Genomic DNA, 22,128 nt, shown 5'->3' with positions numbered 1-22,128 from the left:
AATCATCGGCTTTAATGGCATATTGCTATTTTGGCCCTTTGGTTGAGGCGATTGGTTTCCTGCGGCCCAATACATGCTCGTCACAAAGCTGCTGCCCAGTAGAAACATGGCTGGGAATACAGACCGCGATAGTGATATTTTCGGCAATATTTTGTTCAGATTCGGTAACTACCGGGGGAGGGAGTGGTTGCTCCTCGAGAGAGCTGAGGATCTGTTGTCGCCTAATCAGTAGCGGGCCAGATAGCACACTGTCCTGAGATGCTATTTTCTCGATACTGCTGCGGTTACTCTCACTGCCGCCGTCAGTGATAGGCGCAGATATGGCTCTGCTGCCAATACTGTTTTTATCGACCGCTTTACCATTAATTGTCACATTCTCTCCGATAAGCTCCGGTGACGTAATCTGTACCGATGATTTGTCTGAGTTGGTGTTCCCACCAAGAGCAATGTCATCTATCAGCGCAAACTCATTGAGGAAAATACCGTGATTACTCCCTGAGGTGCCATTGATCACGCCACCACTGACCGGGCCATTAATATGTACCCCATGACCGTTATTAGACGCATACCCCTCAATGGTCGTATTACCTTTATTCACTAATGGGTTAGTGATTTCTACACCATGCCCATCGATGGCACTGCCCGCCAGCGAGGTGTTATCCAGCGTGTTATTGCCATCCAACTGCACCCCGCTGCCGTTGCTGCCGGTGGCGTTGCCGCTAATTGCCAGCAAGTCATCCGCCCCGCCACCGGTGAGAACCGCATTATTACCAATATCCACCCCCGTGCCGTCAGTGGTCTCCCCCTGCACCGCACTACCATTGCTACCGGTGAGATTGGCGGTAATCGCCACCCCGCTACCACTGGTGCTGCTACCGCTGAGGGTGGCGTTATCCAGTGCGGTGTCGCCATCTATTTTGATGCCGCGGCCACTGTCGGAAGTGCCGTTGACCGTGCCGCCAGTGAGAGCGCCGTGCAGTTCCACCCCATCGCCGTTGGAAGAGTTACCATCAACCGTGGTGTTGCCTTGGTTGGTGAGCGGGCCATCAATATCCACGCCAATGCCATTGGTGGCACTGCCCGCCAGCGAGGTATTATCGAGGTAGTTATTGCCATCCAGCTGCACCCCACTGCTGTTATTACCCATGGCATTGCCGATCACCGCCAGCGGGTCATCCTCACCGCCGCCCGTGACTGCCACATCCCTGGCCACATACACCCCAGTTCCGTCGCTGGTCTCCCCCAGCACCGCACTGCCATTGCTACCGGTGAGATTGGCGGTAATCGCCACCCCGCTACCATCGGCGCTGCTGCCGTTGAGGGTGGCGTTATCCAGTGCGGTGTCGCCATCGATTTTGATGCCACGGCCACCGTCGGAAGTGCCATTGACCGTGCCGCCAGTGAGAGCGCCGTGCAGTTCCACCCCATCGCCGTTGGAAGAGTTGCCATCAACCGTGGTGTTGCCTTGGTTGGTGAGCGGGCCATCAATATCCACGCCAATGCCATTGGTGGCACTGCCCGCCAGCGAGGTGTTATCCAGTGTGTTATTGCCATCCAGCTGCACCCCACTGCCATAGCTGCCGGTGGCATTGCCGGTCACCGCCAGCAGATCATCCGCCCCGCCACCGGTGAGAGTGACATCAATATCAATGTGCACCCCCGTGCCATTGACCACACTCCCCTGCACCGCGCTGCCATTGCTGCCAGTTAAATTGGCAGTAACCTCTACCCCCTTGCCATCCGTGCTATTGCCTATTAGCGCCGTGTTGTTAAGTAGAGTGTTATCACTGATTTTCACCCCAGTCCCACTGGCTGAGAGACCATTGATACGGCTATTGTCAAGCGAACCATTAAGTTGTACACCAACGCCGCTGGCGGAAGTGCCGTTAATAACACTGTCGCTAAGTGGAGCATTAACCAGTACACCGATACCAGCACCGGAAGCCGTGCCCTTTAACTCCGCACTTCCACTATGAGTAAATGGACCTACGATATCCAGGGCGATACCATCAACCGCCGAGCCATTTAAGCTGGTATTACTTAAGTCATTATTACCATAAAGTTTTATCCCAGTGCCGGTTCCTGTTGTCGCCACGCCTTGCAACATCAATAAATCTGCCTCACTGGTGCCCGTGACGTTTAAATTCTCAGCAATATCAATGCCATAACCTGAACCATCAACAGTTCCATTAATTATACTGTGGTTTACACCATGCATATCACCGGCTATCTCCACCCCATTACTGTTGGTACTACTGCCATTGAGTGCGGCATTATTCAAGACAGTATTGGTGGCAATACTGGACCCCGGCAGTGAATCAATTTTCACGCCACTGCCATTAATTGACTTTCCTGTTAGTGCCGTATCTATAATTGTTGCATTGCCGCTGATGTGCAGACCTACGGCCTCGGTTGAACTCCCAGTCACATTAATACGGTTAATTTGATGTTCTGCGCTAAAAAAGTGAACTCCAGTACCGTCGATACTGGTTCCTTCAATAGTCACGGGGCCTGTACTATTATTTACCACCCCGGAAAGAGAGACCCCACTGCCAAAAGTAGTGCGGCCTTGAATTAACGTATCACCATCACCATTTAATATCAGTGTATTATTACTGGTTGGGAAGCTAACGCCCGTGCCACTGGTTGAGCGCCCCTCCATTATTAAAGAACCATTATTATTAATAGTTAATCCATTGGGGGTTGAATAGGATATACCATTTCCGCCTGCGGTACTTTGTGCACCTTTATTTTCACCGACTAATGATAACTGACTGCTTTTAGCAATATTAAGGGTATTGGTACCATGAAAAGCAATGCCATTGCGCGTTGATCCAGTACCATCAGTCTCACCTTTAAAAGCAACATTCCCTCCAATAGACAAGCTGCTATTTGCTCTAAACATAACACCTGCACCCTGGGTGGTATTAAGTGCTTTGCCGGTCAATGAGCCATTGCTGGCAATTATGTGGCTATTACCACCAATACTTAATGCTGAACCTGTTGAAGATAATAAAGCGGACTCTGTTTTTGCATAAACGCTGGCATTACCCTTCGCAGCATTTAAATAAAAGTTAGACAAATAGGTATGCCCGCCCCCCGAAGAGGCACCATTAATATTAATATTATTATCTATTGATGTCAGACTGATATTTTCTAAATACACCGCCGTTCCTTGAGTACTTCCTGTGTTACTATTCCGTCCTATAACAGTAACATTCCCTTGTGCAATAAGGTTATTACGCGAAACATCAGAGGCCCCCTCGATAATAACCCCATCACTTGAGCCAACTGATGTCCCATTCAATACAATATCTTTTTTGGCATTTAACGTTGAGTTCGGATTAATAACGATCCCTTGATGACTTGAGGTCGCATTAATATTAACATCACCTACTGCCGCAGTAATATTAGCATCGCGAATTAAAAGCCCGTCATTGCCGTTAGTGGCAGAGGTGAAGCCAACTGCATCTGCAGTAATATTTGTGTTGGCTAACCCTATACTTTTTGACCCACTATTCTCGGCGGTAAAGTTTCCACCTTTCGTTTCAACATTAACATACGCAATACCAATCCCGCCTCCTGACGAGTTTCCATAATCACTGGCGATTATTGATATATCTTTTCCAGCAGTGATATTCATTCGATTAGATGGCGTTCCATTGATTGTTATTGCCTCCACAGAGGCTTTAGCGCTTTTGGCTACTAATAATATATTCTGACCAGCCTCCATTCCGCCATTACCTTTAAAATACAATGCTTTATTGGCAGGAGCGCTCAAATCACTCTTAATATCACCTTTAGCAGTAAGAAATGTATTGGTCATCACTAGCGCATTATTATCACTGATGTTGCCGCTAAGTGAAATATTGTTGGCACTGATACTGACATTAGTGATAGGACTGCCTTTGACACCACTGATGCTTAAATTAAAGTCTCCTCCCTGAGCCTGGATATTGGCATAATCTGCAGCAATTGTATTGCCGATCTCTTTTCCTGTATTAACCGCCACCATTGATATATGACCACCGGCAGTAATATTGACATACTCACTACTGGAGTTACCCCTTATTTTTATTGCATCTGCCCCCGTAAACATAGAATTACTGGTTTTTGCTGTCAGATTGATATTGCCACTGGCATTGATATTACTGTCGCCTAATATAAAGACCCCTTTATTGTTTGTGGTAACATTCGCACTGATATCACCGGAGGTTGCAGTGATATTGCTATTTTTGAGTAAAAACCCATCAGCGCCTGTGATATTGGCTTCAAATTTAATGCCTTTCCCACTAACTTGTGAACCATCGAGCCTAAGTCCATCCAAACCAGTAGTAATAATATCACCCGTTATATCAAATAAAATAGTGCCAGACTTGGAGGAAATATTTGAAGTAATGATATCCACACCACCTATTGCACGACCATTCACTTGGAATATAATATCTTTATCACTAGTAATAGTTGCATTAGAGAGTGTTCCCATCCACGAAGTTTTAGAATTAGACTTAAAATCAAACTCCATATTATCGGCGGCCGTCAGGGTTGAACCGCCAGAGATATCAATGCCCCGCCACCCTTGGCCATTAGCATTACTACTTTCACCGGTAACATCTATTTTCCCTGCTGCAAAAATAGTAGCACCATTACTGATATTGACACCAACCTGAGATGCCACCCCAGTATTCCCCTCAAGGGTTAGGTTACCGACCTCATATCGCCCCCCCAAAATAGAGATACGCGCCATGTGATTTTTATCAGCATGTTTTGCCAACAAGTCTCCGCCATTCAATAAGACATGGCTATTATTTAAGGTGATAATCGAGTCTACTGTTGAATTACCTGACAATAAGTTGAGATTTAACTTTCCCATATTTGAAGTGATATTATTATCAACTTCAATATTACCATCAGCATACAGTGTCAATGTGCTATCGGTACCAGCGGTTTTATTAATATCAGCACTTAACGTAATATTGCACCAGCGGCAACTCAGTAAACTGCTATTACTGGTAGTAATAGTTACATTGGTGCCAGTATTAAGCTGAGAATTGATACTGGTATTTAATATCTGGGCAACATTAGTGGTCGGGACGAAAATCTGTGTATTAGTGACATATCCGGCAGGAATATCCCCCACCTGCATTGATGAACCACTTTCAGTGCCATTGCCGACAATGGTCACCTCCGCCGGATCGAGTAACCAACTGCCCCGACTGCCATTAATAGCGCTGGCGTCAACCTGACCAAAGGCTTGTAAATTACGTCGGCTGGAGGTTTCGACCCGACCACCATCACCTGATTGTGGCCCACCGCGAGCATTAATATCGCCATAAAAACCGCTGTAATATTCTGACCATAACACGGTAGTGCCGCCAGGCCCCTTAATGGTGGCAGCAACATCTATACTCGCACCTTTATCCATGACGACTGAACGGGCCTTTTTTATCCGATCATTTTTTCCCTGCCAATCCCCGCCAACCAACACTTTTCCACCCCCCTCAGTGCCATGGGCAGCAATCTTGCTACCGGCAACCAGGTGAATGTTTTCACCTTGCAAAATAACACTCCCGCCACGACCCTGCGAGCTACTGACATCCATCAGCCCCTGCTGCTTCACCACCCCCTCACTGCCACCATCAAGATAAATGGTGCCATTTTTTTCAGACAAGCCGCGAGCCTGTAGAATACCGGTATGGTCAATTACGTTATCCATTACCATCTCTCTGCCACGGGCGGTCAGTTGAATAACCCCACCATCAGCTTGAATCAGCCCGCCGTTGCGTAGCAAAGTGCTAACCTGCTCACCCTGAATTTGCACACCGAGCAAGTTCCCGTGATCCAGATTAAGCGTAACGCGACTGCCACTGGCTAATACCACTCTCCCCTGCGGGGTATTAATAACAGCTGAAGAGTGATTATCAACGCGCTGTCCCACCAGTGCGATATAGCCTCCCTCGGTAGTGTGTAAATTGGCCTGATTAATCACCTGACCTTCATCTCTTCGGCTGGTCAGCGTATAACATCCATTAATAAAATCTTGATTAGACATCGATTTAGTACTGGCGACTAACCCACCAACATCAACTTGTGCACCTTTACCAAATAGAATGCCATTTGGATTAAGTAAAAAGACCTGACCATTTGCTTTTAAGTTGCCATATATTTGTGATGCATCACGCCCTAGCACTCGATTTAGTGCAATGCTCTGCTGTCCCGGCTGGTTATAAATAACACTACTCCCTGCTGCAATATCAAAACTGCCCCAGTTGATCGCCAATTTATCGCTTTGCTGGACTACGGTAAGAGTGGCGTTATTCACCTCTATTCCACCCTGACCGAGAACAATTTGTCCGTTAACCGGTAATGAGGGATGGGCTAGCACCCATAAAGGCAATGTCCCGAGAGCTAATCCAGTCATGATCGGCAGGCAACTTAATATTCCGGATCTGGCACCCATATTTTTAATTGATCGCCCGCCTGTAGACGAAAATGATTTGCCATAGGCGCGGCTAAATTCCCCGACAGCAACCAGACATCCCAACCGATGACAAAAAACAAGTTTGTATAATTTACTGTTCATTATTCACGTCCATTAAACCTGACAAAAATGCCGATAAGCGCTAAAACATCTTGTAAGCGCTAAGCCAAAATTGGTGATTATCCGGAGGACTCGTTGCAGCCTGACCGGTTCGCTGTGCCCAGGTTAGGTTTAAGGAGTAATCTGCCGGGCGGGCAAGAGTAATATAGGAACCAAAACCAGATAGATTGATGTTATTTTTAGGAATACCCTCGATAGGCTGGCGATAATAAGAGCCCCACCCTTGATCAAAAAATGCCGCAAATGTGACTTGATTATCGGTCCCTGCCCATAAAGGAAGCGGGGGCTGCCAGCGCACGCGTAATTCAGTCGTAAAAAGCGTCCCTTTATCCACGGCCCCCTCACCAATACCATAGGCACGAACAGCCAGTGGCCCTCCCAGTAATAGCTTTTGGGAACTATCAAGATTCTTACTGGCCATTTGTCCGGTAAATTGGTTGAAGAATGAAAAATAAGCGCCAAAACCTTGATCATGACCAACACGATAATTAAAGCGGGCAAAAGTACCGCTAATTCCGGTAAGAGAATTTATACTTTGGCTAAATTCATCATCCAGCGAGAGATGCCCTGCCGTGCCGAGTAAATAGAAATCACTCACTCCCTGGGGTAACGCGCTAAATGAGCCATTAATATCAAACGCACTTGCATTAATATTACGTTTTTGCTCCGGAATAAGAATAAGTGAATCACGCATTCTGGCCTGATAATAACCGGCATTCGCATTAATACGGGCAGCAGATGTTCGTATCCACGGATGGAGCAAGTTAATACCCCAGGTATTAGAGTGTCCACGGGCATCCAATATCTCAAAAGGCCCCTTCAACGTATAATCCAGATAGCTATAATTTAGTGCTGCACGGGTTCCATAAGTATTAATAGGAAAGTTATAATCCAACAAACCATTAAAAACATCAGCGGAGCTGGATAAAATCAAGTCAGTCCGTAGTTGGTCACCCCAGCCAATCAGATTATTGAGTGCACCTCCCGCTAATAACCGATTGTGACCAGAATAATCATTGCCCTGATTATCAATACCAAAATATCCATTTGCTAATTGGCCTGGCATAATATCGGCATAAATTCGTGTGGTTCCCGACTGAGTTCCTGGTTTTAATGAGAGAGAAGCATCAACCCCAGGTATCTCATTTAAAATAAGCGCGGTACGCTCCAGGCGGGATAATTCTGCCGGAGATGCAGCACAATCTTTTTCACCGAAGAGTCCCATCTCTTGACTACAACTATTACTTTTAATCACAGCTGTTGCAAATTGCGTATTCAATCGACTCTGATTATTTACCTCTGGGTTATCTAATCTGCCTGAAATAATGCGGACTAAAATGGTTCCATCACGAACAGTTTGTGGCGGCAATATTGCCTGGGCCGCTACCCACCCTTTTTGGCGATAAAAACGCGTTATTGCCAATGTCATATTCTGCAAATCAGAAAAGCTTAATAGTCGGCCTAACCAGGGGCTGACGATAGCCTGTAGATCCTTAAGGCTAGAGTTCATTAACCGTATTTCGCCCTCAAACCTAATCTCGCGCAGCATGAACTGACCTGACGCAATAGAGCTATCTAATGGAAGAGGTGGCGTTAATGGCGGTAACTGTATTTCAGCTTCATGTGGTGCAACTTGCGGTTCGACTGTCGTTTGTCTAATTTCATTTCCGATTGCCCCCGAATTCGGTACGTTGATTATTTTAGGTGCGGCAACTAGTGGTGAGATAATAAAAATTGAGAAGCAAAAAAAACAACAATAAACAAAATAGTATTGAGGTTGAGCTTTACCTGACTTAATGATCTCTCTGTAAAGTGAAAATATCGCATAAAATAAGCCCATTTAAAATAAGAATAGCACCAGATAAAATAATACTACTCACAATTATTTAGCACTGGCCCAAAGTATTAATTATTTTTTAATTAGCAAACACATTAAGCAACATATTTAAGCCATAGAAATAAAGTCAATTTAATCATGATGAATTATTACAAAAACATGGCTTTTACCTTGCTACTTAAGACTAATTGGCTAGGCTTATTTATCACAAATATTTATTTGAGTTAAATATACAACTATTAATATGGAAAAATAATAAGTTCTGATTTTAAATGAAAAATGAAAAATATTTTTATATATTATTAACTGATTAATCATATAACACATTGAAAAAACTAGGATATAAAATAGATGTTAGGCCACGTCTATAATTTGCCTAGTGAACTTGATATGCAAATAAGTTATTAAAAAAAATAAATAGGGGGAAATAATATTAAAAAACAAAATTATTGTTTTTATAAATAAGGAGGAGGCTATATTAGCTTTAATTTAAGCAGTCGCAATATAAAACCCCGCATTATTATGCAAGGTATTTATATTATAATGAAGATGCTGAAATATTACTCAGGAAAATATTTTAATTATCCATTCTGCCTAATGCGAGCAATAAAACCATCAATGCTACCAATGTGTGGTGCAGCCAATATCAAGGTAGATCCCAGACTCAGCGCATGGCGTTGGCATGCTCTGCGCATCTCATCATCAGCAATGCTATCCAGATCTGCCACATGGGCCAAACCGATGGTGCGCCTGATTAATTCACTGCCGCAATACCCCACCGCATCTTGCCATACCTGCTGTAGAAACTGCTGTGCATACCCTTGTATCGCCAGTGCTGAGTCCTGGGTTTTCTCCTCACTTAACGCCACAAAACGGTGAGCGAAGGTTTGCCAAATCAAATGGATATCCTTCAGGCGCTGCTCACGTCCCGCCGCCGCATCCCGCGGGCCTGTTAATCCGGGTAATCCGCAGTAATTGAGCAGTAAATTCCCCAGCGCAGTGCCGATATCAAACCCGATAGGGCCATAGAAACCAAATTCAGCATCAATGGTTTTTAGGCGGCCATCAGCAACGAAAATGGAACCGCTGTGAATATCACCATGCAGCAACGCCTCAGCCTTGCTAAGGAAACGATGTTTGAGCGACGCCACCGCCAATTTAAGCGCACTATCCTGCCGCAGCGCCAGCACCTCAGGTAAGAGTGCGGGGTCGAAATTATTGCGCTCATGGTCTATATAGGGATCGGTAAAGAAGAGATCTTCGGTGATTTGGCATAGCTCAGGGTTGGTATAGCGGCTCACTGCCGCCTTTTTGGCTTGCGCCGACTGATAAAAATCTGAGGTATGGAAGAGGGTTTGCGCCAGATACTCGCCCAGTTGCGAAGCCGCCTGCGGGTAATATTTTCCCTGAATCAGTTCACTACGCCAGATTTCGTGGTCGGATAGATCTTCCTGCACCATGACCGCCAGTTCCGCATCGTGATGCAGCACATTAACCGTGTGTTGTGGGCAAAATTGGCGGTGTGTCAGCAGGGTTTCGGCTTCAATGCGGGCGCGATCCAAGGTTAGGGGCCAGGACTCACCGACACAGCGCACATAGGGCAGCGCCTGCTTGACAATCACCCGACTGACGCCCGCAGCATCACGGATTTTAAACACCAGATTGAGGTTACCATCCCCAATTTCATCTGCTGTGACCAAAGTCAGTGGATCAGCCACTTGACCAAATTGGCGAGCATATTCAACGGCATTCGCAGCAGTAAAGGTATAGTAGCGCGACATCTTTAACCTCTTGTTCTATCCTGATTCTGATCCACTCACCGCCAACCATTTGCTGAGCCGTGAAATTATTCTTTAGTTAGGCGTAACAATATTTACCCAAATTTATTGGTGGTACAGCTAGGCAGCAAACGAATGAATCCCGCTGAGCTGACTCGAGTCAGTGATTCGGGTGAGTGAGAGCGGCTAACAACGCTGTAACTGCAAAAAAGAAGGGTATAGACGTCTATACATCCGTATGGCATGTTGGCAGAATAAGAACCCAGATGCAATAACGCAACATGGATTTAACTGATAATGCAGATGCTTAACAAGCTTGATTTACAGACAACCAGCTTAAGAATTGTTGATAACCAACTTTGGATACTTGACCAGCAAGCACTGCCCCAACGTCAGGAGTGGCTGTCAGCCGATACCCTAGAGTTGCTGATTGAGCATATTCAGACGCTGCGCGTCCGTGGCGCCCCCCTGATTGGCCTATCCGCCAGCCTATTGCTAGCCTTGCTGGCAGAGCGCGGCTTATCGCAAGCGCAACTTGAACAGACATTGATTGCACTGCGGGAGTCGCGCCCGACCGCCGTTAATTTGATGAATAATCTGGCGCGGATGCAACAGGCGCTATTACAACCAAATTGGGTCGAGGCCATGACCCACGAGGCATTGCGTCTGGTGGATGAAGACCGCGAATTGTGTGAGCGCATTGCTCAGCATGGCGCGACATTGGTTAAATCGGGCAGCAACCTGCTCACCCACTGTAACACTGGCGGGCTAGCAACTGCGGGCATCGGCACCGCTATTGGCGTATTACTACGCGCACATCAGCAAGGCAATATTCGTCAGGTATGGGTTGATGAAACCCGGCCTTTATTGCAAGGCGGGCGCTTAACCGCCTGGGAGTTGGGTGAGCTGGGCATTCCATATCAATTAATTTGTGATTCGATGGCCGCTAGCCTGATGGCTCAGGGCAGAGTGGATGCAGTTTGGGTGGGTGCGGATCGCATCGCCGCCAATGGTGATGTGGCGAATAAAATTGGCACCTACAGTCTGGCGGTATTGGCTCACTACCACCGCATCCCTTTCTATGTGGCCGCCCCCCACACCACCCATGATCCCGCCTGTCCTAATGGCGCGGCGATCCCCATTGAGCAACGTGCTGCCAGTGAGGTGATGGGCGTTACGGGGAGTTTTGGCAGTTGCCAATGGGCTCCAGAGAGTGCCCCGGTGTACAACCCGGCATTTGATGTCACTCCGGCGGCATTAATCAGTGGTTGGGTACTAGACAGCGGCGTTATCACGCCAGAACAAGTGGCCGCAGGCTTTTTCCAGCCTCAGCGCTAACTAGCCGCTGCTCTCTGGTTGATAAGAGAGTAGCGGCAAAATCCGGGGCGATTAAATAGGTTTTATCTCTTTATGCTAAATGGGGATAAGCATCGGCTATTTTATCGCCAGTAAAATGTGCCACCCAACCTTCTGGATTATCAAATAGCCGAATCGCGGTGAAATTCGGCGCTGACCCCATATCAAACCAGTGGCGAGTATCCGCTGGCACTGACAGCAAATCACTCTTTTCACATAAAATTTGGTAAATTTTGCCATCGAGATGCAAGCAAAACAGCCCACAGCCCTCAACGAAGAAACGCACTTCATCTTCGCCGTGGGTATGCTCGGACAAAAACTTCTCGCGCAACAGTTGGCGCTGCGCATTGTCGGGCCGCATGCTGATCACATCCCAGCTCTGATAGCCCTTTTCCGCCACCAGCCGGTCAATTTCATGTTGATAAGCCGCGATCACGGCCTCAGGTTGCGGGTTCTCACCCAGCTCACGATCCGCCTGCCAGCGCTCAAAGCGCACACCAATCGCCGCCAGTTGCTGCTGAATTTCATCCGCATCACGGCTCTGCCACAGCGGCTGGTCGGGCTGTTGATCACTGAAAATCGTTAATCCGCTCATGCTGTCATATCCTCTGCTCGCGATTTAAAGTCGTTAAATCAATCTGATCGAAACGGTTTACTTGGGGGTGATGGCTCTCGCTATCGGGGAGGTCACGAATTAACTGGCAGGTGTGCCAGCCCGCCAGTTGTGCCGCATCCAGCTCCTGACGAATATCGGACAAGAACAGCAAAGCTTGCGGCACGATAGCTAACTGACTGGCGATATTCTGATAAGAGCCGATCTCACGCTTGGCCCCGACATGGGTATCAAAATAGCCACTAAACAGTGGGCGTAAATCCCCTGCATCACTGTAACCAAACAGCAATTTCTGCGCCGCGACCGAGCCGGAGGAGTAGACATACAGCCCCACGCCCTGCTGTTGCCAATCAGCCAATTGCTGAGCGACCTCCGGGTAGAGATGGCCGCGAAAATCCCCTTGCAGATAACCGGTGCGCCAGATGATGCCCTGAATGGCTTTCAGCGCGGTAGACTTGCGATCTTCATCCATAAAACCGTGTAAGGCGACAGCCAGTGTTTCAATATCAGCCTCCGGCTGCGCCAATTCGCGGCGTAAATCCGCCAGCGCCGCAGCAATATCTACATCCTGCTGATGCTCAAGCAAAAAGGGTGTCAGCCGTTGGCGGGCATAGGGGAACAGCACTTGATGGACAAAACGGATGTCAGTGGTAGTACCTTCAATATCGGTCACAATCGCCTGAATCATTTGGCCTCCACTTTTTGCACGTTAACTTCTAGCAGCCGACGTTGCAGTTCACACTGGAACAGAAACTCCAGCCCTTCCAAATGGCGGCGAGCCTCAGCCACACTCGCCCCCCAGCAATAGAGGCCATGGCCACGGACCAAAAAACCATATTGCAGCGGGCGGTTGTCTGCCAGCGCTGCAACTCGTTGCGCCAGGGCGGGAATATCCTGGTCGTTATCAAAAATCGGGATCACTACGCTATCCAAGTGGCTGCGCTGACCCGATAACGATTTTTGCATTTCGTAGCCTTGTAACACTAATTCATTGCTGCGCTCGACCCGTGATAGCACCGTGGCATTTACCGAGTGAGTATGTAGCACAGCATTGATTTCAGGATACAGGCGATAAAGCAAGGTATGCAGGCCGGTCTCCGCCGAGGGGGTGCGACCACTGGGAACATGGTTGTTCGCGGTTGCCACCAGCAAAAAATCGTCGGCGGTCAGGCTACCTTTATCTTTACCCGACTCCGTCACCAAACATTGAGCTAAATCCAGCCGCAGGGACATATTACCGCCAGTCGCCGGGCACCAGCCCTTTTCGCCGATCCAGTGGCAAGCGGCTAACAGCGCGCCAAGTTGTACATTATCTGTCATTGCATATCCCTGTTTTGATGTTGGTGTGCCGTGCTATGTTGCCACGGCAATCAGCCCGACGATAATGCTAAGCACATTTTTATCTATGCTTAGCAAATTACATCATTTAGCCGTTTATACATCTAAGCGTCTTGATTGCCAAATCTTAACATCGTGCTATATTTACGGCAACATACAGCTGACAGCAACATGCCGCATCAGGAGTCGTCCCTGCCATGAGTAACTTATCTCTTATTCCAGACAGCAAATTGCCGGCGCAAAGCACCACAATTTTCACGCAAATGAGTGCCTTGGCGCAAAAATATCAGGCGATTAACTTGTCGCAGGGGTTCCCTGATTTTGATGGCCCAGACTACCTAAAACAGCGATTGGCCTATCATGTCAACCAGGGTGCTAACCAATATGCCCCCATGACCGGCGTGGCACCGCTACGCAGTGCTATCGCTGAAAAAACGGCTCACCTCTATGGCTGGCGGCCCGATGCTGACAGCGAAGTCACCATTACCACCGGTGCCAGCGAAGCGCTATTTGCCGCCATTACCGCGTTGGTTCGCCCCGGCGATGAAGTTATCTGCTTTGATCCGAGCTATGACAGCTATGCGCCAGTGGTGAAACTGGCGGGCGGCATCCTCAAGCGCATTGCGCTCAAGCCTCCGGCATTTGCCATTGATTGGGCTGAGTTTGCTGATCTGATTTCTGAACGCACGCGACTGGTTATCGTCAATACACCGCATAACCCGTCGGCGACCGTATGGCGCGCCGCCGATTTTGAGCAGCTGTGGCAAGTGATTGCACAGCGCAATATTTATGTGCTGAGCGATGAAGTGTACGAGCACATCTGCTTTAGCGCCTCGGGCCATGCCAGTGTCCTGGCGCATCCGCAATTGCGCCAGCGGGCGATCGCCGTTTCATCATTCGGTAAAACCTTCCATATGACCGGTTGGAAGGTGGGCTATTGCGTCGCCCCCGCCGCCATCAGTGCTGAAGTGCGCAAAATTCACCAATACCTGACCTTCTCAGTTTGCACACCAGTGCAGCTTGCGCTGGCCGATATGCTGAATGCCGAGCCTGAGCACTGGCAACAACTGCCCGAGTTCTACCGCGCCCGCCGTGACCGCTTTATCAGCGCCCTGTCCAGCAGCCGCCTGAAGATCTTACCAAGTGAGGGCACCTACTTCCTGTTGGCCGATTACAGCGCGATTTCAGATCTCAATGATGTTGAATTCTGCATATGGCTAACTGAACAGGTGGGTGTGGCCGCGATCCCCTTATCGGTATTCTGCGAAGCCCCCTTCCCCCACAAACTGATCCGGCTGTGCTTCGCCAAACAGGAGGCGACGCTGGACGCCGCAGCGGAGCGATTATGTCAACTTTAAAACTGACGCTGCTGCAACAGCCACTGGTATGGCTGGATGCGCAGGCGAATCTGCGACACTTTGAGCTGCTGCTAGCGCCACTGCACCAGCGCGATGTGATTGTGCTACCAGAGATGTTTACCAGCGGTTTTGCCATGAATGCGGCTGACAGTGCGCTGCCGGAGAGCGAAATCGTCGCCTGGCTAGCTCACTGGGCCAGCCAAACCGAGGCGTTGATCGGCGGTAGTGTAGCGCTGAAAATAGCTGGCGGTGCCGTTAACCGTTTCTTGCTGGTCGAGCCGAGTGGCAGGGTTCATCACTACGATAAGCGCCATCTATTTCGCATGGCCGGTGAACACCACTATTATCAGGCGGGCACCGAACGCAAAGTGGTGGAGTGGCGCGGCTGGCGAATTCTGCCGCAAATCTGTTATGACCTGCGCTTTCCGGTGTGGGCGCGCAATCAGCAAGATTATGATTTAGCGCTCTATGTGGCGAACTGGCCAGCCGCCCGCACCAAACAGTGGCAAACCTTGCTGGCGGCCCGGGCGATAGAAAATCAGGCTTACGTCGCGGGCTGTAATCGCGTCGGCGATGATGACAACGGCCATCACTATCAGGGCGGCAGTGTGATTCTGGATATGCAGGGCGAGGCGCTGGCAGAGGCAGAATCGGAACAAGCTGCACAATTAGATGCTGAATTGTCTTTGGAGGCCTTGCAAGCCTATCGCGAGGCATTCCCCGCCTGGCGCGATAGCGACAAATTTTTACTGCGGTAATTTTTTACTGCGGCAGTGATTAGCCCCGGCCCCATCAGCAGCCGCGCCGGTGGGTTAATCTGGCTGAACAATGAAATCTGTTGCTCTGAACGCAGCGGCGTTCCTGACATAAAAATCGGCCGCAAATCATCCCACTCATCAGCAACAACAATATCTCACTCCGCAACAATACGAAATGTGCTATCTCGAAATGAAATGACTCAAATAGCAATTATCCCTTGGTTTATCATTCTTAATTATCTAATACTGTTCGCCTTCTCAATTTAAGAATAATTCCTCATGACACAAAAAACCGAAAACGCCGGTTTAAGCCCCGCATTGATAGTGCTGATGTCGGTCGCCACCGGACTGGCGGTTGCCAGCAACTATTATGCCCAGCCACTGCTGGAAACCATTGCGCAAGCCTTTAATCTCTCGGTCAATCAGGCGGGGTTTATCGTCACGGCAGCCCAGCTCGGTTACGCCGTCGGGTTAATGTTCCTGGTTCCACTAGGGGATATGTTTGAACGCCGTGGACTGATTGTCGGTATGACCCTGCTGGCGGCAGGTGGCATGTTGATTACCGCGATGTCACAAAATCTCACCATGATGATTGTCGGCACCGCCCTCACCGGCCTGTTCTCAGTGGTGGCGCAACTACTGGTGCCGTTGGCGGCGACACTGGCAGCACCGGAAAAACGTGGCAAAGTGGTCGGCATTATCATGAGCGGCCTGTTGCTAGGGATTTTGCTGGCACGAACGGTGGCGGGCGCGTTGGCCTCAATTGGCGGCTGGCGCACCATCTATTGGGTCGCCAGCGCCCTGATGTTTATCATGGCATTGGTGCTGTGGCGCTACCTGCCGCGCTATAAGCAACACTCCGGTTTGAATTACGGCCAGTTGCTCGGTTCCATTTTCTCCTTATTTATCCGTACTCCAGTTCTGCGCACCCGTGCGCTACTCGGCGCATTGTCATTTGCCAACTTTAGTGTGTTGTGGACCTCAATGGCCTTCCTGTTGGCCGCACCACCATTCGGTTATTCCGAGGCGACTATTGGGCTATTTGGTTTGGTGGGCGCGGCTGGCGCATTGATGGCCACCAGAGCCGGACAGTTAGCCGATAAGGGAAAAGCTCGCATCACCACCAGCGTCGGTTTGGGATTACTGCTGCTGTCGTGGATACCGATCGCCTTGGGACAACACTCTATCATCGCGCTGATTATCGGGATTGTGGTGCTGGATTTGGCGGTGCAAGGGGTGCATGTTACCAACCAAAGCGTGATCTATCGTATGATGCCGGAAGCTAGAAATCGGTTAACTGCGGGCTATATGACCACCTACTTTATTGGTGGGGCCTTGGGTTCGCTGATCTCTGCCGCAGCCTATCAACACGCGGGCTGGTATGGGGTGGCCACCGCCGGTTTGGTACTGTGTATCTTGAATATCACCACTTGGTTGGCCGGCAAACGATTTGATCCGCCCGCTGATCAACGGGTCGAGTGATTACGGTTAGTTAGCTAACTAATAATCAATAGAGATATAAATTTGGGTTATAGGGTATTAAGACAATTCCCACTCTGTTAATGTTACATAACATGTTTTTTTACTCTGTGATCCAATAGTTATGCCAAGCCAAATCACCGATGCCCCGCCGGCGACTCAGCCGGCCGCCACCTTTATCGAAGGGATTACCGATAGCCTGCCCATCGTTATCGGCTATCTGCCCGTGGCATTCGCTTTTGGCCTCAGTTCGGTAAAACTTGGCTTTACCCCGTGGGAAGCTATTTTCTTTTCTTGCATCATATATGCCGGAGCCAGCCAATTTGTTATCACTGCGCTATTGAGCGCCGGAATGTCATTGTGGGTTTCAGCACTGACCGTGATGGCAATGGATATTCGCCATATCTTGTATGGCCCCGCACTTAAGCACCGTATTTTGAGCAAACTCTCCGGCAAAAAGAGCGCCCTGTGGGCCTTCGGCCTGACCGACGAAGTCTTTGCTGCCGCCACCACCAAACTGATGAAAGAGCAACGGCGCTGGAGCGAAAATTGGATGCTCGGCATCGCCTTTACCTCTTGGCTCTCTTGGGTGGCGGGAACCGCTATCGGGGCGATGTTTGGCAATGGCCCGCTGGAGAATTTCCCGGCAATTGAAGCTTCGCTCTCCTTTATGTTACCGGCGCTGTTCCTCAGTTTTCTGCTGGCCTCATTTAAGCGCCAATACAGTTTGACTGTGATCGCCTCTCTAAGTGGCGCATTACTGGGCGTATTGCTGTTCTCAATTCCGGTCGCCATTTTGGCTGGCATTGGCGGCGGCTGTCTGGCCGCCCTGCTTCAACCCGCCCCCGCAGCGGTCAGCGAACAACCCGAGAGTAGCCAACAGGAGTCAGCACCATGAATATGGATGTTCTGATCATTGGGTTAGTGGTGGGGACGGTAAACTATCTATTTCGTTATTTGCCTCTGCGCTTAGGGCCAGCGCGCAAACCAGCGGGCTTGCAGCGGGGGAGAGTTTCACTGCTGCTCGACAGCATCGGCATCGCCTCTATTTGCGCCTTGTTAGTGGTCTCCAGTACCCCGGAAATCATGCATAACCCGCAAAAGTTAGTGCCCACTCTTATTGGTTTTTTAGTGATCTGCGGATGCTTTTATAAAACCAACAGTATTATCTTCGCCACCTTACTTGGCGCTCTCAGCTACGGTCTGACATTCAAGCTACTCATGATTTTGGTGTAACCATTTGCCTGAATTGTGAGCTGAAACACAATACCCTTACAATTAGTGGTACTAATTACTAACAAATAGTGACTGAATAACACTAATTGCTAAATTTTTATCGAATTATACCGTTTACATTATTAGTAACTATCGTTACTGTACCATTTGAAATTAATGAGGCTCCTCATAATGGAAAGTTCATTTAGTCCCATAGAACAGATGCTTAATTTTCGTGCCAAACGCCAGAAAGATTTCCCTTATCAGGAGATCCTACTGACGCGATTGTGTATGCATATGCACAGTAAATTACTCGAAAACCGCAACAAAATGCTAAAAGCGCAAGGGATTAACGAAACCCTATTTATGGCGCTAATTACGCTGGATGCGCAGGAAAGTCGCAGTATCCAACCGTCAGAATTAAGTGCTGCACTGGGATCTTCACGGACCAATGCAACGCGCATCGCTGACGAACTGGAGAAAAAAGGCTGGATTGAGCGCCGCGAAAGTCAAAATGATCGTCGTTGCTTGCACTTGCATCTGACCGAGGCGGGCGTTGAATTTCTCAATCAACTGCTGCCCCCACAACATAAGTGTCTGCATTTTCTTTGGTCAACACTCGACGCTGACGAGCAGCAACAGCTGGAAACGCTGACGCGCAAGTTACTGTCCCGTTTGGATCAAATGGAAATACCGGAACAGTAACTCCAACGTTTCTATCCAGATAGCCAGGTAAATAACTATGTCATCCCCACATAGCTGGAGACTCACGCCCTTGTTCGCCATCTCTTTTACTGGCTGCTGGCGACGTTCAAGCCCCTGTCAGGGATAGTTCACAAAATAAAACAATATAAATTAAGTTTTTCCCTATAGATTTCAATGCGCTATAAGGCGACTTGAGAGATGACGGGTATAAGGCTTGGAGAACACCATGAGTACGAACGCGGAAAACCAAACCCCGCCACAACCGCAGAATAAAAAGATGCAACGTAAACGCGTGCTACTCTCACTGACGGTGATTTTTATCATTATTGGCGTGGCCTATCTGATCTACTGGTTCCTGGTGCTGCGTCATCACCAACAGACTGATAATGCTTATGTTTCAGGCAATCAGGTGCAGATCATGTCGCAAGTGTCTGGCAGCGTGGTCAGTGTCAACTTTGAAAATACTGACCTGGTCAAAAGCGGCGATGTACTGGTCGCCCTGGACCCAACAGATGCCGAACAAGCCTATGAGCAGGCAAAAACCGCGCTGGCCAACAGCGTGCGTCAAACCCACCAGCTCATCATTAATAGCAAACAGTATCAGGCCAATATTGCCCTGAAAAAAACCGAGCTGAGCAAAGCACAAAATGATCTGAGCCGCCGTGTGGTGTTGGGTTCTGTTAATGCGATTGGCCGTGAAGAGCTGCAACATGCGCGCGATGCGGTAGATGCAGCACAAGCATCGCTGGATGTGGCGATTCAACAATACAACGCCAATCAAGCGCTGGTGCTAAATACGCCGCTGGAAAAACAACCGGCGATCGAGCAGTCGGCCGCCAAGCTACGTGATGCCTGGCTTGCGCTACAACGCACCAAGGTTGTCAGCCCAATCACCGGCTATGTTTCACGCCGAAGTGTGCAGGTGGGTGCCAAGATTGCTAATGGTGCGCCATTGATGGCGGTGATCCCCGCAAATCAGATGTGGATTGATGCCAACTTTAAAGAGACCCAGTTAGCCAATATGCGCATCGGCCAATCCGCGACTGTGGTGACCGATTTCTACGGCGATGATGTGGTTTATCAGGGGAAAGTGGTCGGTCTGGATATGGGAACCGGTAGCGCCTTCTCCCTGTTACCGGCGCAGAATGCCACCGGTAACTGGATCAAAGTGGTTCAGCGTCTGCCGGTTCGTATCTCACTGGATGAGCAGCAACTGGCTGAGCACCCGCTGCGTATTGGCCTATCTACCACTGTGAGAGTGGACACCGCCAATCCCGATGGTCAAGTGTTAGCGCAAATCGTGCGTAAAGATCCTGCCTTTGTCACCCATGCGTTGTCACTGAATTTAGCGCCAGTGAATCAAATGATTAGCGACATTATTCATGCGAATGCAGGTTAATGTGCATGCAAACGCAGGTTAAGTGCGGAGGCCGCTGTGGCACAAAAACCGCTTGAAGGCGCCCAACTTGCCTGGATGACGGTTGCGCTATCATTAGCGACCTTTATGCAGGTGCTGGACTCCACCATTGCTAACGTGGCGATCCCGACGATTGCAGGTGATCTTGGCTCGTCCAACTCGCAAGGCACTTGGGTGATTACCTCTTTTGGGGTGGCAAATGCTATCTCAATCCCCATTACCGGCTGGTTAGCCAAGCGCATCGGTGAAGTGCGCTTGTTCCTCTGGGCGACGGGATTGTTTGCATTGGCCTCATGGCTGTGCGGTATCTCAAACAGTCTAGGGATGCTTATCTTCTTCCGGGTGATCCAGGGCCTGGTTGCCGGGCCATTGATCCCGCTATCACAAAGTTTGCTGCTAAATAACTACCCGCCAGCGAAGCGAAGTATGGCCCTGGCATTGTGGTCAATGACGATTGTCGTGGCCCCGATATTTGGGCCGATCCTCGGCGGTTATATCAGCGACAACTATCATTGGGGCTGGATCTTCTTTATCAACATCCCGATCGGGTTGGTGGTAATTTTGATGGCGGGCAGCACCCTGAAAGGGCGAGAGACCAAAACCGAAATCAAACCCATCGATACCGTGGGGCTGGTGTTATTGGTGGTCGGCATCGGTGCCTTACAAATCATGCTTGACCAGGGCAAGGAGCTGGATTGGTTTAACTCAACCGAGATTATCGTGCTGACGGTCATCGCGGTAATTGCCATTACCTTCCTGATCGTTTGGGAGCTAACTGATGACCATCCGGTGATCGATTTGTCACTATTCAAATCGAGAAACTTTACCATTGGGTGCCTGTGTATCAGCCTCGCCTATATGTTGTACTTCGGCGCCATTGTCTTGCTGCCGCAGCTACTACAGGAGGTCTATGGCTACACTGCCACATGGGCCGGTTTGGCCTCCGCCCCGGTCGGGATATTGCCGGTGTTGCTGTCGCCGATTATTGGCCGTTTCTCCCATCGAATTGATATGCGGCAGCTAGTGACATTCAGCTTCATTATGTATGCAGTTTGTTTCTACTGGCGGGCATATACATTCGAACCGGGGATGGATTTTGGTGCGTCGGCGTGGCCACAGTTTGTGCAAGGCTTTGCCATTGCTTGCTTCTTTATGCCACTGACCGCCATTACCCTCTCCGGCTTGCCGCCAGAGCGCATGGCAGCGGCATCCAGCTTATCTAACTTCCTGCGAACCTTGGCGGGGTCGATTGGTACCTCAATCACCACCACCCTGTGGACGCAAAGAGAGTCGATGCACCATTCGCAGCTAACGGAGTTTGTTAACCCGTTCAATCCCAATGCGACGCAGAGTTATCAGGAGCTGGAGAAGCTGGGGATGAGTCAGCAGCAAGCCTCGGCTTATCTGGCGCGAGAGATAACCAATCAGGGGCTGATTATCTCAGCAAACGAGATCTTCTGGCTCTCTGCAGGGGTGTTCCTGCTACTGCTGGCGCTGGTTTGGTTCGCAAGACCACCATTCACCTCCGGTGGCAGTGGTGGCGGCGCGCACTAGTGGCGTAAACGCAGACTGACAAAAAGGGGCGCTGAAGATTAATTTCAGCGCCCCTTTTTTATGAACAAAGTGCTAGTGGCGGAGAGAACAAACAGATCATAAAGCCGTCGTAGATCCAT

General features: G+C 49.3%; 15 protein-coding genes. 9 read left to right on the top strand and 6 right to left on the bottom strand.

Going from position 1 to position 22,128, the window contains the following annotated elements:
* Positions 1-25: 25 nt before the first annotated feature.
* The 3 genes from HRK25_RS10855 to mtnK all read right to left on the bottom strand — a co-directional run bounded on the left by HRK25_RS10855 (position 26) and on the right by mtnK (position 10,219).
* Positions 26-6,583, bottom strand: a complete 6,558-nt coding sequence (locus tag HRK25_RS10855; RefSeq protein ID WP_081444625.1) for a two-partner secretion domain-containing protein — start codon at positions 6,581-6,583, stop codon at positions 26-28.
* Positions 6,584-6,623: 40 nt separating this feature from the next.
* Positions 6,624-8,441, bottom strand: a complete 1,818-nt coding sequence (locus HRK25_RS10850) for a ShlB/FhaC/HecB family hemolysin secretion/activation protein (RefSeq protein WP_173361768.1) — start codon at positions 8,439-8,441, stop codon at positions 6,624-6,626.
* Positions 8,442-9,019: 578 nt separating this feature from the next.
* Positions 9,020-10,219, bottom strand: coding sequence for an S-methyl-5-thioribose kinase (mtnK, locus tag HRK25_RS10845; RefSeq protein WP_005274981.1), 1,200 nt, complete (start codon positions 10,217-10,219; stop codon positions 9,020-9,022).
* A gap of 294 nt (positions 10,220-10,513) precedes the next feature.
* Here mtnK and mtnA point away from each other — a divergent pair, with 294 nt between their 5' ends.
* A complete protein-coding gene (mtnA, locus tag HRK25_RS10840) occupies positions 10,514-11,554 on the top strand; it encodes an S-methyl-5-thioribose-1-phosphate isomerase (RefSeq protein ID WP_005274984.1) in 1,041 nt (346 codons plus the stop codon).
* 70 nt (positions 11,555-11,624) lie between these two features.
* Here the strand turns inward: mtnA and HRK25_RS10835 are convergent, their stop codons facing one another.
* Genes HRK25_RS10835 through HRK25_RS10825 form a run of 3 tightly spaced genes read right to left on the bottom strand, consistent with a single transcriptional unit; the run spans position 11,625 to position 13,505 of the window.
* Positions 11,625-12,167: a 1,2-dihydroxy-3-keto-5-methylthiopentene dioxygenase gene (locus tag HRK25_RS10835; RefSeq protein ID WP_005274985.1), complete on the bottom strand. Its 543-nt coding sequence runs from the start codon at positions 12,165-12,167 to the stop codon at positions 11,625-11,627.
* A 4-nt stretch (positions 12,168-12,171) separates the two neighbouring features.
* Positions 12,172-12,873, bottom strand: coding sequence for an acireductone synthase (gene mtnC / locus HRK25_RS10830; RefSeq protein WP_032898039.1), 702 nt, complete (start codon positions 12,871-12,873; stop codon positions 12,172-12,174).
* Positions 12,870-13,505 carry a methylthioribulose 1-phosphate dehydratase gene (locus tag HRK25_RS10825; protein WP_005274988.1) on the bottom strand — a complete coding sequence of 212 codons (636 nt, stop codon included), beginning with the start codon at positions 13,503-13,505 and terminating at the stop codon, positions 12,870-12,872. The genes mtnC and HRK25_RS10825 overlap by 4 nt, the downstream gene beginning before the upstream one ends.
* 215 nt (positions 13,506-13,720) lie before the next feature.
* Between HRK25_RS10825 and HRK25_RS10820 the strand changes: the two genes are divergently transcribed.
* The 8 genes from HRK25_RS10820 (at position 13,721) to emrB (ending at position 22,009) form a co-directional block, all read left to right on the top strand.
* Positions 13,721-14,881, top strand: coding sequence for a pyridoxal phosphate-dependent aminotransferase (locus HRK25_RS10820; RefSeq protein ID WP_005274991.1), 1,161 nt, complete (start codon positions 13,721-13,723; stop codon positions 14,879-14,881).
* Entirely contained in the window at positions 14,869-15,639 is a 771-nt protein-coding gene (locus HRK25_RS10815) for an amidohydrolase (protein ID WP_032898040.1), read from the top strand. The genes HRK25_RS10820 and HRK25_RS10815 overlap by 13 nt, the downstream gene beginning before the upstream one ends.
* A 279-nt stretch (positions 15,640-15,918) precedes the next feature.
* Positions 15,919-17,121, top strand: a complete 1,203-nt coding sequence (locus HRK25_RS10810) for an MFS transporter (protein WP_005274997.1) — start codon at positions 15,919-15,921, stop codon at positions 17,119-17,121.
* 121 nt (positions 17,122-17,242) lie between these two features.
* On the top strand, positions 17,243-18,016 hold the full coding sequence (locus HRK25_RS10805; protein ID WP_005274999.1) for an AzlC family ABC transporter permease: 774 nt from the start codon (positions 17,243-17,245) through the stop codon (positions 18,014-18,016).
* Positions 18,013-18,354, top strand: coding sequence for an L-valine transporter subunit YgaH (gene ygaH, locus HRK25_RS10800; protein WP_032898041.1), 342 nt, complete (start codon positions 18,013-18,015; stop codon positions 18,352-18,354). Before HRK25_RS10805 ends, ygaH begins: the two co-directional genes overlap by 4 nt.
* 171 nt (positions 18,355-18,525) lie before the next feature.
* On the top strand, positions 18,526-19,038 hold the full coding sequence (gene mprA / locus HRK25_RS10795; protein WP_032898043.1) for a transcriptional repressor MprA: 513 nt from the start codon (positions 18,526-18,528) through the stop codon (positions 19,036-19,038).
* Positions 19,039-19,264: 226 nt separating this feature from the next.
* Positions 19,265-20,437 carry a multidrug efflux MFS transporter periplasmic adaptor subunit EmrA gene (gene emrA / locus HRK25_RS10790; RefSeq protein ID WP_005275005.1) on the top strand — a complete coding sequence of 391 codons (1,173 nt, stop codon included), beginning with the start codon at positions 19,265-19,267 and terminating at the stop codon, positions 20,435-20,437.
* 36 nt (positions 20,438-20,473) lie between these two features.
* On the top strand, positions 20,474-22,009 hold the full coding sequence (gene emrB, locus HRK25_RS10785; RefSeq protein WP_005275007.1) for a multidrug efflux MFS transporter permease subunit EmrB: 1,536 nt from the start codon (positions 20,474-20,476) through the stop codon (positions 22,007-22,009).
* Positions 22,010-22,128: the final 119 nt, after the last annotated feature.

The organism is Yersinia bercovieri ATCC 43970 (assembly GCF_013282745.1).
GTDB lineage: Bacteria > Pseudomonadota > Gammaproteobacteria > Enterobacterales > Enterobacteriaceae > Yersinia > Yersinia bercovieri.
This window is presented reverse-complemented; position numbering and strand designations above follow the sequence as displayed.

Coding starts and splice junctions, on each gene's coding strand:
- HRK25_RS10825 (WP_005274988.1), bottom strand. CDS start 13,505: ATGACAGATAATGTACAACTTGGCGCGCTGTTAGCCGCTTGCCACTGG.
- HRK25_RS10820 (WP_005274991.1), top strand. CDS start 13,721: ATGAGTAACTTATCTCTTATTCCAGACAGCAAATTGCCGGCGCAAAGC.
- mtnC (WP_032898039.1), bottom strand. CDS start 12,873: ATGATTCAGGCGATTGTGACCGATATTGAAGGTACTACCACTGACATC.
- mtnK (WP_005274981.1), bottom strand. CDS start 10,219: ATGTCGCGCTACTATACCTTTACTGCTGCGAATGCCGTTGAATATGCT.
- ygaH (WP_032898041.1), top strand. CDS start 18,013: ATGAATATGGATGTTCTGATCATTGGGTTAGTGGTGGGGACGGTAAAC.
- HRK25_RS10805 (WP_005274999.1), top strand. CDS start 17,243: ATGCCAAGCCAAATCACCGATGCCCCGCCGGCGACTCAGCCGGCCGCC.
- HRK25_RS10815 (WP_032898040.1), top strand. CDS start 14,869: ATGTCAACTTTAAAACTGACGCTGCTGCAACAGCCACTGGTATGGCTG.
- HRK25_RS10850 (WP_173361768.1), bottom strand. CDS start 8,441: ATGGGCTTATTTTATGCGATATTTTCACTTTACAGAGAGATCATTAAG.
- HRK25_RS10810 (WP_005274997.1), top strand. CDS start 15,919: ATGACACAAAAAACCGAAAACGCCGGTTTAAGCCCCGCATTGATAGTG.
- emrA (WP_005275005.1), top strand. CDS start 19,265: ATGAGTACGAACGCGGAAAACCAAACCCCGCCACAACCGCAGAATAAA.
- HRK25_RS10835 (WP_005274985.1), bottom strand. CDS start 12,167: ATGAGCGGATTAACGATTTTCAGTGATCAACAGCCCGACCAGCCGCTG.
- mtnA (WP_005274984.1), top strand. CDS start 10,514: ATGCAGATGCTTAACAAGCTTGATTTACAGACAACCAGCTTAAGAATT.
- HRK25_RS10855 (WP_081444625.1), bottom strand. CDS start 6,583: ATGAACAGTAAATTATACAAACTTGTTTTTTGTCATCGGTTGGGATGT.
- mprA (WP_032898043.1), top strand. CDS start 18,526: ATGGAAAGTTCATTTAGTCCCATAGAACAGATGCTTAATTTTCGTGCC.